Source organism: Neorhizobium turbinariae (genome assembly GCF_023223505.1).
Taxonomy (GTDB): Bacteria; Pseudomonadota; Alphaproteobacteria; order Rhizobiales; family Rhizobiaceae; genus Neorhizobium; species Neorhizobium turbinariae.
In genome coordinates, this window is the sequence record NZ_JALPRY010000001.1 from 382296 (window position 1) to 394643 (window position 12348).

The following is a 12348-nucleotide window of genomic DNA, read 5'->3' on the forward strand; positions in this document are numbered from 1 at the left end:
TGCGCGCCCTTAGTCCTGTACGCCCTTCGCTGCCTGCCAGAGGTCTTCCATCCGCTCAAGTGAGGCTTCCTCCAGGCTCTCACCTGCTTTTTGAAGCTCGGTTTCTATGTGGCGGAAGCGGCGACGAAATTTTGTGTTCGTACCGCGTAGCGCATCTTCGGGATCGGCCCCCACATGCCGGCCGATATTGACTATCGCAAAGATCAGGTCACCGAGCTCGTCCACGACCTTTTCCTTGCGACCGGTACGCAACGCTTCGCGCAGTTCGCCGACTTCCTCCTCGATCTTGTCGAGGATCGGTTCAGCCTCCGACCAGTCGAAGCCGACCTTGGCGGCGCGCTGTTGCAGTTTCAGCGCCTCGGTCAGTGCGGGTTGCGCCCGGTGCACCGCGCCGAGGTAACCCTGCTTGAAGTCTTCGGTGATGCCGCGTCTCGCGCGCCGTTCCGCCCGCTCGCGCTTTTCCTCTGCCTTGATCTCGTCCCACTGCAGCTTGACGGCATCGGGTGTATCCGCATCCGAGCGATCGAATACGTGCGGGTGGCGGCGGATCATCTTGCGCGTGATGGCTTCCACCACGTCACCAAATGAGAATTCGCCCGCTTCCTCGGCCATGCGGGCGTGGAAGACTACCTGCAGAAGCAGGTCGCCCAGTTCCTCGCGAAGGTCGTCCATGTCGCTCCGCTCGATCGCGTCGGCCACCTCATAGGCTTCTTCGATCGTGTAGGGCTTGATGGTCGCAAAATCCTGCTGAAGATCCCAGGGGCAGCCGGTCACGGGGGTGCGGAGAGCTGCCATGATCTCGAGCAGGCGCGATATGTCTTTGGAGGCTTCCATGATCCGTCCCTTGGAAGGCGTTGCCGCTCAGGCTAGCGGGATGTTGTTGTTTGTCTTGCCGGATTGATAGCTATCAGAGAGCGCCGCGTAACGAGCCTTGATGCGCGCAACCTGCGCCTTGAGTTCGGCCTGCAGCGGCTCCTTCTCCGTTTCCACCAGTTCCTCGATGAAGAAGGAATTCCAGAAGGCGTTGCTGCGGCGGTAGCCGCCAGGCTCCAGGCCGAACACCTCCTTCAGGATCTTCAGGTCATGCGGAATGGCAAAGGCATCGCGCGAGTCTTCGTGGGTGAAGAAGGAGTAGAAATTGTCAAAACCCGCCCAGGTGATCGCCGACATGCACATCGTGCAGGGCTCATGAGTCGACAGGAATATCAAGTCCTTGGTTTTGAGACCTGAACTTCTTTCGTAGAAGCGCTTTAGCGTATGGACCTCGCCATGCCAGAGCGGATTTTCCAGCTCGTTGTTCGTTTCGGCGATGACCAGCGAAAGGTCCGATTTTTTCAGGATGGCCGCACCGAAGACCTTGTTGCCTGCGGCAACGCCGCGTTCAGTCAGGGGGAGGATGTCGTTTTCGATGACGTCGAGGAGACGGGCTGCTATGGTCATGATGTCACTTCTGCTGGTTTCTCCACGACTTTATTGCCTGGCGCGCAGTTGCGGAAGGTGTTTCCGTTAAGCTTTGGGAAAAGCTGGGGAAAGCGGCGCGGGTGGTTTTGCTCGCAATCCGCCGATCGGAGGAACAGAAATACGGGTATTGCCCAAAGGCGGGATATCCATTCCTTCACCTTCCCCACGCAATCGACGATATTGGCTAGGTATGAGTCAGGAAGCCTCCATGTCGTCCAGTACGAACCGTCTGTCGGTCTTTCCGGCGTTCTTTCGCGTGAGCGGAAGGCGGGTTGCCGTGTTCGGCTCCGGCGACGAGGCCTACGCAAAGGCCCGCCTGCTGCGGAATACGCAAGCCGAGATCGTCGCTTACGCCGTCAAGCCTGAGGCGGATTACGCCGCTTGGCTGGCTGCTGAGGGAGTTCCTGCTCTTTCCGAGCCATTTTCGCCGGATCAGCTTGACGGTGTTGCGCTTGTTTTTGCTGCAACGGGTGATGCCGCGCGAGACCAGGAAATTGTTCTTGCGGCTCGCGCCAAACGCATTCCCGCCAATGCGGTGGATCAGCCGGATTTCTGCGATTTCTACACTCCGGCGCTCGTTAATCGTGCGCCGGTGGCCGTGGCGATCGGCACGGAAGGCGCTGGGCCGGTACTCGCGCAGATGATCCGTGCCCGTATTGACCAGATGCTGCCGCCGTCGCTCGGGCGGCTTGCAAGGCTCGCCGCCGATTATCGCGAAGCTGTCGAGCGGCTTGTGCCGCGGGGTGTTTCGCGTCGGATTTTCTGGCGCCGGTTCTTTTCGGGCGATGTCGCGGATGCCGTTGCCGCCAGCGATGATGCGGCTGCCCGTCGTGCCGCCAACGTGCTTCTGTCGACGAGCGGTCGCGCCGAGGGCAAGATCTGGCTAGTGGGTGCCGGACCGGGTGCCGAGGATCTGCTGACCCTGCGTGCCCAACGGGTTCTCATGGAAGCCGATGCGATCGTTTATGATGCGCTGGTGCCGCAGTCGATTGTCGATATGGGGCGCCGCGACGCTGAACGCCTGTCTGTCGGCAAGCGCAAGAACTGCCATTCGAAGTCGCAGGGTGAGATCAACCGCCTGCTGGTGGACCTCGGTCGGCAGGGCAAGCGAGTCGTGCGTCTGAAATCCGGTGATCCGCTGGTTTATGGTCGTGCCGGCGAGGAAATGGCGGCACTGCGCGAGGCCGGCATCGCCTATGAGATCGTGCCGGGCATCACCTCTGCCTTTGCCGCGGCAGCCGATTTCGACCTGCCGCTCACCTTGCGCGGCGTCGCGTCCTCGCTGATTTTCACGACCGGCCATGACCTTGCCGGAGACGTGCTGCCGGACCGGGCAAGCCTCGCGGTATCGGGTGCCACCATCGCCGTCTATATGGGGCGCTCCGTGGCCGCCTCGGTGGCCGGCCGCCTGATCGAAGCAGGCCTGAGCCGCGACACCACCGTTGCTGTGGTCGAGAACGCCAGCCGCAATGATCGCAAGCTGTTGCACGGGGTGCTCGGCGAACTCGAAGACCTGGAGCACCGGGACGATCTGGCAGGCCCGGTCATGGTGATCATCGGCGAGGCTGTCGCCGGTGCCAATTTTGAAAAGTCCGAACCGCTTTCCGCTTATGGGAAAGTCGCTGTTCGCGAAGACATGGGACAATAAGAAAATGACCGACAAGGTTTTGACCGCCAACCGCCTCGCCGATGGCATCGCCGTGTGGCTGGACGCCAATGGCCAGTGGGTTGAAAACCTGCAGGACGCGCTTGTTGCGCGTCACGCTGAAGCCGTCGCCTCCCTTGAACTGATCGGCAAACGCGATTTCAGCGCGAACAAGGTCGTTGACGTTGCAGTTATTGACGTGCAGGAGCAGGACGGAAAGCTCTGGCCCATCCGCTTGCGCGAGCGCATCCGTGCCCAGGGGCCGACCATGGAATATGCTGCCGGTTATCGTCCTGCCGATCCGGCATTCATCGCAGTCTGATACCGAAAGATCTGGAAAGTCATGTATCGTTACGACGAATTCGACCACGCTTTTGTCCAGGGTCGCGTGGAGCAGTTCCGCGATCAGGTCGCGCGCCGGCTTTCCGGCGAACTCGCCGAGGATGCGTTCAAGCCGCTGCGGTTGATGAACGGCGTGTATCTTCAGTTGCACGCCTACATGCTGCGCGTCGCAATCCCCTACGGTACGCTGAACTCAAGGCAGATGCGGATGCTCGCGCACATCGCGCGCAAATATGACCGCGGTTACGGGCATTTCACCACCCGCCAGAACATCCAGTACAACTGGCCGAAGCTGTCTGACACGCCGGACATCCTGGCCGAGCTTGCGACCGTCGAGATGCACGCCCTGCAGACCTCGGGCAACTGCATTCGAAACGTCACGGCCGATCATTTCGCAGGTGCTGCGGCGGACGAAGTCGCCGATCCGCGTCCTTACGCGGAAATCCTGCGCCAGTGGTCCTCCGTGCATCCGGAGTTTTCCTTCCTGCCGCGCAAGTTCAAGATTGCCGTCACCGGTGCCGAGCGCGACCGCGCCGCAATCCAGGTGCATGACATCGGTCTGCATCTGAAGAAGAATGAAGCCGGAGAGCTTGGCTTTGCCGTTTACGTCGGCGGCGGGCAGGGCCGCACGCCGCTGATCGCCAAGAAGATCCGCGACTTCCTGCCGGAAGAGGATCTGTTGTCCTACACGACCGCGATCATGCGCGTGTACAACCTGCACGGCCGCCGCGACAACAAATACAAGGCGCGCATCAAGATCCTCGTGCACGAGACCGGCATCGAGGAACTGTCGCGTCAGGTGGAGGAAGAATTTGCACATCTCCAGGGCAGCGAGCTGAAGCTGCCGGAGGCCGATGTGGCAGCGATCGCCGCCTACTTCGCACCGCCGGCACTGCCTGAGCGGAGCGAAGGCTGGGCGCAGCTTGCAAGCTGGAAGAAGCAGGATGAAGCGTTTGCGCGCTGGGTGAGCCAGAACGTGCAGCCGCACAAGCATCCCGACTACGGCATGGTGACCATTTCGCTGAAGCCGATCGGCGGCATCCCGGGCGATGCCTCGCATGAACAGATGGATGCGTTGGCGGATCTGGCGGAGGAGTTCGCGCATGACGAGATCCGCATCAGCCACGAGCAGAACGTGATCTTCCCACATGTCGCGCTTGCCGATCTCGAGCCGCTTTATCGCGCTCTGGTGGCGCAGAACCTTGCCACCGCAAATGCCGGTTTGATCACCGACATCATCGCCTGTCCGGGGCTGGACTACTGCGCGCTGGCCAATGCCCGCTCGATCCCGGTCGCGCAGGAGATCTCCACCCGCTTCGGTTCGCCCGAGCGCCAGGCGGAAATTGGCGAGCTGAAGATCAAGATCTCCGGCTGCATCAACGCCTGCGGCCACCACCATGTCGGCCATATCGGCCTGCTGGGTGTGGAGAAGAAGGGCGCCGAGCTCTACCAGATCACGCTAGGCGGTTCGGCCGACGAGCACACTTCGGTCGGCGAAATTATCGGTCGCGGTTTCGAACCGAGCAAGGTGACGGACGCGATCGAAACGATCGTCAATACCTATCTGGGTCTGCGGACCTCCAGGGAAGAAACCTTCCTCGAAGCCTATCGGCGTGTCGGGCCGCAGCCGTTCAAGGAAGCGCTCTATGGTGACGCCAAGGCGGAGGCAGCGTGATGACGGATGCACGGATCTGGAGAGAAACGGGTTTCGTCGAGAACGACCCTTGGGTGATCGAAACCGACGAGGTGAAGGCGAGCGAAGAGCAGAAGGCGCTTCTGCCGCTCGCGGACCTGATCGAGAAGGCGGAATCGAGCAACGACGTTGGCCTCGGGGTGTTGATCAAGCCGGGGGATGACGTCCGCAAGCTTGAGCCCTATCTCTACCGCCTGGAGATCGTTGCGGTTGAGTTCCCGGCCTTCAACGACGGCCGAGCCTTCTCCCACGCTTCGCTTCTGCGCGAACGGCTGGCGTTCCGGAACGAAATTCGAGCGGTCGGCGATGTGCTGATCGATCAGATCCCGCTGATGCTGCGGTGTGGAATCGACAGTTTTGCCGTGAAGAACGCGACGGCGCTGAAGCGGTTGGAAGAGGGCCGACTGCCCGGCATTGGGGTACATTACCAGCCGACGGCGCGTCCGGCTGAGAAGTCCGGCGGCTATAGCTGGCGCCGGCGAGCGACCGCTTGACGCACGCGCTTTAAAACTTGAGGCAGATGGTATATTTCGCCTCGTGAGACACGAGACTGAAAGACGATTGGCATGAATGCTCCAGCGAAGACAGACAAGTTTGTGGTCCAGAACGCAGCGGTGAAGATTCCCGATGGCGTTTATGCTGAGACCGTGCTTTCCGTCGAGCACTACACGGACCGCCTGTTCCGCTTCCGCATGACGCGGCCGGCCGGCTTCCGCTTCCGTTCCGGCGAGTTCGCAATGATCGGCCTTATGGTTGGCGACAAGCCGATCTACCGCGCCTATTCGATTGCAAGCCCATCCTGGGACGAGGAACTGGAATTCTTCTCGATCAAGGTGCCGGAAGGTCCGCTGACCTCGCACCTGCAGGCGATCAAGCCGGGCGACACCGTGCTGATGCGCAAGAAGCCGACGGGCACGCTCGTGCTCGACGCGCTGACACCCGGCAAGCGGCTCTACATGTTCTCGACCGGTACGGGCATTGCGCCGTTTGCGAGCCTGATCCGCGATCCGGAGACCTATGAGAAGTTCGACGAGGTCATCCTCACCCATACCTGCCGCGAAGTGGCGGAGCTGAAATACGGCTTCGACCTCATGGAAGAGATCCGCAACCACGAGTTCCTTGCGGAAGTGGTTGGTGACAAGTTGAAGCACTATCCGACGGTCACCCGCGAAGACTATCCGTTCCAGGGCCGCATAACCGACCTCATGGAGAGCGGCAAGCTCTTCACCGACCTCGGCGTGCCGCCGCTGAACCCGGAAGTTGACCGCGGAATGATCTGCGGTTCGGCTGCCATGTTGAAGGACACAAAGGACCTGCTTGAAAAGGCGGGCCTGACCGAAGGCGCCAACAACAAGCCGAGCGAGTTCGTCATCGAACGCGCCTTCGTCGGCTGAAACGTCTTTTCAGTTCATCTGCCATCAAGAAGAAGGCCCTGAGCGAGAACTCAGGGCCTTCATTTTTTTGCCTTTAGACGCCCGAAACGCATACGCCGCGCCCGTTGTCACAGCCATGGGACGCCTGTTGCCCGGCGTCCCATGATCTCGCATTCCGTTATTCAGCTGCTTCCGCGTAGGCTTCCATCGGTGGGCAGGTGCAGACCAGGTTGCGGTCGCCGTAGACGTTGTCGACACGGTTGACCGGCGACCAGTACTTGTCCACTCGGAAGGCACCCGGCGGATAGCAGGCCTGCTCGCGGCTGTAGGGGCGGTCCCAGTCACCGACCAGATCTTCCACCGTGTGTGGGGCGTTCTTCAGCGGGTTGTTCGCCTTGTCCATCTGGCCGTCCTCGATGGCGCGAGCCTCCTCACGGATGGTCAGCATGGCATCGCAGAACCGGTCGATTTCCGCCTTCGTTTCCGATTCAGTTGGCTCGATCATCAGCGTGCCGGCGACCGGCCAGCTCATGGTTGGCGCATGGAAGCCGCAGTCGATCAGGCGCTTGGCAATATCGTCGACGGTGACGCCTGCCGAAGCATTAAGCGGGCGGGTGTCGATGATGCACTCATGCGCCACGCGACCGTTTGCCGACTTGTAGAGGACGTCATAGGCGCCCTTCAGCCGTGCGGCGATGTAGTTGGCGTTGAGGATCGCCACCTTGGTCGCCTGGGTGAGGCCTTCGCCACCCATCATCAGGCAGTAGGACCAGGAGATCGGCAGGATGGACGGCGAGCCGAAGGGGGCGGCCGAGACGGCACCATCACGTCCGTCCTGCTCCGGATGACCCGGCAGGTAGGGGGCGAGATGCGCCTTGACGCCGATCGGCCCCATGCCGGGACCGCCACCGCCATGCGGAATGCAGAAGGTCTTGTGCAGGTTGAGGTGGGAGACGTCGGAGCCGATGTCTCCGGGGCGTGACAGGCCGACCATGGCGTTCATGTTGGCGCCGTCGAGATAAACCTGACCCCCGTGGCGGTGGGTGATCTCGCAGATCTCCTTGACCGTTTCCTCGAAAACCCCGTGCGTCGACGGATAGGTGATCATGCATGCCGAAAGATTGGCGGCGTGCTGTTCGGCCTTGGCGCGGAAGTCCTCAAGATCCACATCGCCGTTCTCCTTGGCCTTCACCGGCACCACCTTCATGCCAACCATCTGCGCCGAGGCCGGATTGGTGCCGTGCGCGGAGGTCGGGATGAGGCAGACGTCGCGATGCGTGTCGCCGCGGGCGATGTGGTAGTTGCGGATGGTCAGCAGCCCCGCATATTCCCCTTGCGCACCGGAATTCGGCTGCATGGAGAAGGCGTCGTAGCCGGTGATCTGGCAGAGCTTGGCCGACAGGTCGTCGATCATCTCCTTGTAGCCCTGCGCCTGGTCCGCGGGTACGAAAGGATGGATGTCGGAGAACTCCGGCCAGGTGATCGGCAGCATCTCGGCGGTCGCATTGAGTTTCATGGTGCAGGAACCGAGCGGGATCATCGCCCGGTCGAGCGCGAGGTCCCGGTCCGACAGCCGGCGGATATAGCGGGTCATCTCGCTTTCCGCGCGGTTCATGTGGAAGATCGGATGCGTCATGTATGCCGACTTGCGCAGGAGCGCGTTCGGCAGGCGGTACTCGACCTCGAAGTCCGAGACCTTGAAGTTGCCACCAAAGGCGCGCCAGACCGCTTCCAGCGTCACCGGCCGGGTGCGTTCGTCAAGCGACATGCCGATCCGGGTCTCGCCGACCTTGCGCAGGTTGACGCCCTCTGCGACTGCGGCCCGCAGGATCAGGCCCTGCATGTGGCCAACTTCGACGGTGAAGGTGTCGAAGAAGGTGTCTGGCTCGATCGTATAGCCGAGCTTTTCGAGACCCTTGGCCATGAGCACGGCCTTCTTGTGGACCTGCTGGGCGATCGCCTTGAGGCCATCCGGGCCGTGGAAGACGCCGTACATGGAGGCCATGACGGCGAGCAGGACCTGCGCGGTGCAGATGTTCGACGTCGCCTTTTCGCGGCGGATGTGCTGCTCGCGGGTCTGCAGCGAAAGCCGGTAGGCGCGGTTGCCGCGCGCATCGACGGAAACGCCGACAAGGCGGCCGGGCATGGCGCGTTTGTGGGCATCCTTGACCGCCATATAGGCTGCATGTGGGCCGCCATAGCCGACGGGCACGCCGAAGCGCTGCGAGGAACCGATGGCGATATCAGCGCCCATCTCTCCGGGAGACTTCAGAAGCGTCAGCGCCAGAAGGTCGGCGGCGACGGCCGCCACGGCGCCCGTCTGGTGCAGGCGGGAAATCAGGCCGGTGAAGTCACGGACATGGCCGTGCGTGCCCGGATACTGGAAGATCGCGCCGAAGACGTCGACCGGATCGAGATCCGTCATGGGATCGCCGACGATCACAGGCCAGCCGAGAGGAGCCGCTCGCGTCTCGATGAGTGCGAGCGTCTGCGGGTGGCATTCCTTGTCGACGAAGAAGGCTGTCGCCTTCGACTTCGCCTGGCGCTGGCAGAGCGCCATGGCTTCGGCGGCGGCGGTCGCTTCGTCCAGAAGGGAAGCATTGGCGACGTCGAGGCCGGTGAGGTCCGAGATCATCGTCTGGAAGTTCAGGAGCGCTTCCAGTCGCCCTTGCGAAATTTCCGGCTGGTAGGGCGTATAGGCCGTGTACCAGGCGGGGTTCTCGAGGATGTTGCGCTGGATGACCGGCGGCGTGATCGTGCCGTAATAACCCTGGCCGATCAGCGAGGTTAAAACCTGGTTCTTGTTGGCGGTCTCGCGCAGCTTGTCGAGCGCCTCCCGCTCCGTCAGCGCCGGGCCCCATGCCAAGGCCTCCGTCTGGCGGATGGAGGCTGGGACGGTTGCGTCGATCATGGCATCGAGCGTCGGGTAGCCGATCACCTTCAGCATCTCGGCCATTTCCGACGGGGAAGGACCGATATGACGCCGGTTGGCGAAGTCGTAGGGCTGATAGTCGGTAAAGTGGAAATCGGTGCTGTCGCTCATCCGATCAGGTCCTTGTAGGCAGATTCGTCAAGCAGAGCATCGGCATCTGAGGGGTTCTTAAGCTTCAGCTTGAAGAACCAGGCCGCACCCTGTGGATCGGAATTGACGAGCGAGGGATCGTCGACGATCGCCTGGTTGACCTCGGTCACCTCGCCATCGAGCGGCGCGTAGACGTCGGAGGCGGCCTTGACGGATTCGACCGTGGCGGCATTGCCGTCCTTGGTCAGCTCGGCGCCGACCTCCGGCAGTTCGACAAAAACGAGATCGCCCAGTTGCTCGGCGGCATGGGTGGTGATGCCGACGGTGGCGACATCGCCTTCGAGCTTCAGCCATTCGTGTTCAGCGGTGAATTTCAGCATGGTTCTCTCCGGAGACTATCGCTTGTAGGTGGGGGTGATGAAAGGAAGGGCGGTCACGGTCAGGGGCAGGTACTTGCCACGGACTTCCGCGAAGACCCGGCTTCCCGGTTCTGCGAGCGAGGCGGGCACATAACCCATGGCAACAGGACCTTCGGTGCTAGGTCCGAACGTGCCGGAGGTGACTTCACCGATTGGTGACTCAGGGGATTCTTCGGCAAACAGGCCGGCATGGGCGCGCACTGGCGCCTTGCCTTCCGGCTTCAGGCCAACGCGGCGGCGCACCGGGCCGTTCGCAAGGTCTTCCTCGATGCGCTCAGCACCCGGATATCCCCCGGCGCGGGCGCCACCCGGACGGCGAACCTTCTGGATTGCCCATTCGAGCGAGGCTTCGATCGGAGACGTGCTCGTGTCGATGTCGTTGCCGTAGAGGCAAAGACCGGCTTCAAGCCGCAGGGAATCGCGCGCGCCGAGGCCGATCGCTTCACAATGCGGATCTTCGAGCAATGCCTTGGCAACGTGCTCGGCCTTGTCGGCCGGAATGGAAATCTCGAATCCATCCTCGCCGGAATAACCAGAGCGGGAGACGATGCAGGAGACGTCATGAATGGTGACATCGCGGACGTCCATGAACTTCATCCCGGTCACGTCCGGCCAGAACTCCGCCAGCACGGCTTCCGCACGCGGGCCCTGGAGCGCCACCAGTGCACGGTCTTCGAGCAGCGTGACGTCGCAGTCGGCGAGGTTCGCCTTCATGTAGGCGACGTCGTCATCCTTGCAGGCGGCGTTGACCACAACGAGCAGGTGGTCACCGCGGTTGGTGATCATCAGGTCATCGAGGATGCCGCCGTTCTCGTTGGTGAAGAAGCCGTAGCGCTGCCGGCCTTCCTTCAGGCCAAGGATGTCGACGGGGACAAGCTTCTCCAGTGCCAGTGCACCATCGGCATAGGACCCCGACCTGGCGCGGACGATGACCTGGCCCATGTGGGAAACATCGAAAAGCCCGGCCGCGGCGCGGGTATGAAGGTGCTCCTTCATGACGCCGAGCGGATACTGCACCGGCATGTCATAACCTGCGAACGGCACCATCTTCGCGTTGAGCGACAGATGCAGCGCATGCAGCGGCGTTTGCTTGAGAACGGTCTGGTCGTTGGTTTGGTCACCCAATGGGGACACCTCCAGGTTTGGCGGATTCCGCCGGCTCAGATTCGGGCACAGTGATGCGCCAGTGTTTGAGCCCCCTCTGTCCTTGTCGCCTGAGATTGTTATCCCTTCGGCGAGCCTCCCTTTCGGGAAGGCCTCTCTCCAGAGTCCTGTCGGTTACCCACTGGTCCTTTTGCCTGAGAGTTTCCGGGGCGGTTGCTCCTTCGGCACCGCATCGAAGCGGCTTCTCCCAGCGAGTGCGTTGGTATTATCGGCTGGTGCGGCAATTTGGCAAGTCCCCCTGTCGCCACCATCATCATTTATGTCGCAGCAGAACCACGCCGGCTGAACGCGACAGAACGCCTTTTGCGGCAGCCCATGTTTTGGAGTATGTCGGGCTCAGATTTGAGCCGCGGCTCGGGAAGGGAAGATCCATGAAAACGCTTGGCCTGATTGCTCTTGCCGGATTGATCGCTGTTGCGGGGCCAGGTGCGGCGTCCGCCCAGCATGCACATGGCAGTGGCCATGCGGCGCATTCTGCCGAGGCTCCAGCATCGGTGAGGGTGGGTGACCTTGAGCTTTCCGGCGCTTTCACCAAGGCCATGCTGCCGGGCCAGCCGGTCGGTGGCGGTTACCTGACCATCCACAACAAGGGCGCGAACAACGATAGACTCGTCTCCGCATCTTCCCCAGTCGCTGACATGGTCGAACTGCATGAGATGGCGATGCAGGGCGAGGTCATGCGCATGCGCAAACTGAACGACGGCATACCCGTTGCGGCAGGCGCGACCGTGGAACTGAAGCCCGGCGGACTGCATCTCATGTTCATGAGGGTCAAGGAGCCGTTCAAGGCTGGCGGCAGCGTTCCGCTGACATTGACCTTCGAGAAGGCGGGGTCCGTTGACCTCGTGCTCCCCGTGGGTGCTGCTGGCCCAGCTGGGCACCAGCACAACTAGCTCTACGACAGGTCAGACGTCGAGATCGCGATACGCCGCACGTGCCTGGTGCAGGGTCGCCTGCTGATGGGCCTGGCGCTCTGCGCCCAACAGATCAAGCGATATGGTTGTTGGAGGCGGGGCCGTGTGGATGCCGTTGGGAGCGCCGCCGTTGGCGACGCGCTGTGCGTTGCGTTCGGCGTCCGCCTTCACGTCAGCGACCTGATCCTTCTTCGCCAGCCGGCGCGGGTGCTTGATCGCTTCTATGGCGACTGCAGCCGTGTTCGCCGATATGCTTGCTACGAGGGTCATTGGTCTCACCGTTCATCGATCGCAAGAGCCTAAGGGCAAAGCAAC

The 12348-nt window shown here is 61.9% G+C and carries 11 protein-coding genes, 1 pseudogene and 1 riboswitch; of the genes and pseudogenes, 6 read left to right on the forward strand and 6 right to left on the reverse strand.

The genetic code is table 11. From position 1 onward, the window contains the following. Positions 1-9 precede the first annotated feature (9 nt). Both mazG and M0654_RS01770 read right to left on the reverse strand, forming a co-directional pair. A complete protein-coding gene (gene mazG / locus M0654_RS01765; protein WP_248681562.1) occupies positions 10-834 on the reverse strand; it encodes a nucleoside triphosphate pyrophosphohydrolase in 825 nt (274 codons plus the stop codon). A gap of 27 nt (positions 835-861) precedes the next feature. After that, positions 862-1440: a deaminase gene (locus M0654_RS01770; RefSeq protein WP_248681563.1), complete on the reverse strand. Its 579-nt coding sequence runs from the start codon at positions 1438-1440 to the stop codon at positions 862-864. 229 nt (positions 1441-1669) lie between these two features. Here M0654_RS01770 and cysG point away from each other — a divergent pair, with 229 nt between their 5' ends. The 5 genes from cysG (at position 1670) to M0654_RS01795 (ending at position 6535) form a co-directional block, all read left to right on the forward strand. Beyond that, positions 1670-3109 (forward strand): siroheme synthase CysG, encoded by a 1440-nt coding sequence (gene cysG, locus M0654_RS01775; protein ID WP_248681564.1) that lies wholly within the window; start codon positions 1670-1672, stop codon positions 3107-3109. Positions 3110-3113: 4 nt separating this feature from the next. Next, complete coding sequence (locus M0654_RS01780) at positions 3114-3428, forward strand: DUF2849 domain-containing protein (protein ID WP_248681565.1); 315 nt, start codon at positions 3114-3116, stop codon at positions 3426-3428. 21 nt (positions 3429-3449) lie between these two features. Then, complete coding sequence (locus tag M0654_RS01785; RefSeq protein ID WP_248681566.1) at positions 3450-5123, forward strand: nitrite/sulfite reductase; 1674 nt, start codon at positions 3450-3452, stop codon at positions 5121-5123. Further along, positions 5123-5635: a DUF934 domain-containing protein gene (locus M0654_RS01790; protein WP_248681567.1), complete on the forward strand. Its 513-nt coding sequence runs from the start codon at positions 5123-5125 to the stop codon at positions 5633-5635. Before M0654_RS01785 ends, M0654_RS01790 begins: the two co-directional genes overlap by 1 nt. Before the next feature lie 72 nt (positions 5636-5707). Beyond that, positions 5708-6535 (forward strand): ferredoxin--NADP reductase, encoded by an 828-nt coding sequence (locus M0654_RS01795; protein ID WP_248681568.1) that lies wholly within the window; start codon positions 5708-5710, stop codon positions 6533-6535. Positions 6536-6692: 157 nt separating this feature from the next. Here the strand turns inward: M0654_RS01795 and gcvP are convergent, their stop codons facing one another. Genes gcvP through gcvT form a run of 3 tightly spaced genes read right to left on the reverse strand, consistent with a single transcriptional unit; the run spans position 6693 to position 11080 of the window. Next, positions 6693-9557: an aminomethyl-transferring glycine dehydrogenase gene (gcvP, locus tag M0654_RS01800; RefSeq protein ID WP_248681569.1), complete on the reverse strand. Its 2865-nt coding sequence runs from the start codon at positions 9555-9557 to the stop codon at positions 6693-6695. Beyond that, complete coding sequence (gene gcvH / locus M0654_RS01805; protein WP_239997702.1) at positions 9554-9916, reverse strand: glycine cleavage system protein GcvH; 363 nt, start codon at positions 9914-9916, stop codon at positions 9554-9556. Before gcvH ends, gcvP begins: the two co-directional genes overlap by 4 nt. 15 nt (positions 9917-9931) lie before the next feature. Next, positions 9932-11080: a glycine cleavage system aminomethyltransferase GcvT gene (gcvT, locus tag M0654_RS01810; protein ID WP_248681570.1), complete on the reverse strand. Its 1149-nt coding sequence runs from the start codon at positions 11078-11080 to the stop codon at positions 9932-9934. Positions 11081-11231: 151 nt separating this feature from the next. Continuing rightward, positions 11232-11319, reverse strand: a riboswitch (glycine riboswitch). Between the two features lie 228 nt (positions 11320-11547). Between gcvT and M0654_RS01815 the strand changes: the two are divergent. Then, positions 11548-12012 (forward strand): annotated as a pseudogene (locus M0654_RS01815) (copper chaperone PCu(A)C); the annotation flags it as partial. Positions 12013-12024: 12 nt separating this feature from the next. Here M0654_RS01815 and M0654_RS01820 read toward each other — a convergent pair. After that, positions 12025-12303 (reverse strand): hypothetical protein, encoded by a 279-nt coding sequence (locus M0654_RS01820; RefSeq protein ID WP_118849883.1) that lies wholly within the window; start codon positions 12301-12303, stop codon positions 12025-12027. Positions 12304-12348 lie beyond the last annotated feature (45 nt).

Bases quoted from the DNA above. Each gene is read 5' to 3' on its own strand.
- M0654_RS01780 (WP_248681565.1), top strand. From the start codon at position 3,114: ATGACCGACAAGGTTTTGACCGCCAACCGCCTCGCCGATGGCATCGCC.
- M0654_RS01795 (WP_248681568.1), top strand. From the start codon at position 5,708: ATGAATGCTCCAGCGAAGACAGACAAGTTTGTGGTCCAGAACGCAGCG.
- M0654_RS01790 (WP_248681567.1), top strand. From the start codon at position 5,123: ATGACGGATGCACGGATCTGGAGAGAAACGGGTTTCGTCGAGAACGAC.
- cysG (WP_248681564.1), top strand. From the start codon at position 1,670: ATGTCGTCCAGTACGAACCGTCTGTCGGTCTTTCCGGCGTTCTTTCGC.
- M0654_RS01820 (WP_118849883.1), bottom strand. From the start codon at position 12,303: ATGACCCTCGTAGCAAGCATATCGGCGAACACGGCTGCAGTCGCCATA.
- M0654_RS01785 (WP_248681566.1), top strand. From the start codon at position 3,450: ATGTATCGTTACGACGAATTCGACCACGCTTTTGTCCAGGGTCGCGTG.
- gcvP (WP_248681569.1), bottom strand. From the start codon at position 9,557: ATGAGCGACAGCACCGATTTCCACTTTACCGACTATCAGCCCTACGAC.
- mazG (WP_248681562.1), bottom strand. From the start codon at position 834: ATGGAAGCCTCCAAAGACATATCGCGCCTGCTCGAGATCATGGCAGCT.
- gcvH (WP_239997702.1), bottom strand. From the start codon at position 9,916: ATGCTGAAATTCACCGCTGAACACGAATGGCTGAAGCTCGAAGGCGAT.
- M0654_RS01770 (WP_248681563.1), bottom strand. From the start codon at position 1,440: ATGACCATAGCAGCCCGTCTCCTCGACGTCATCGAAAACGACATCCTC.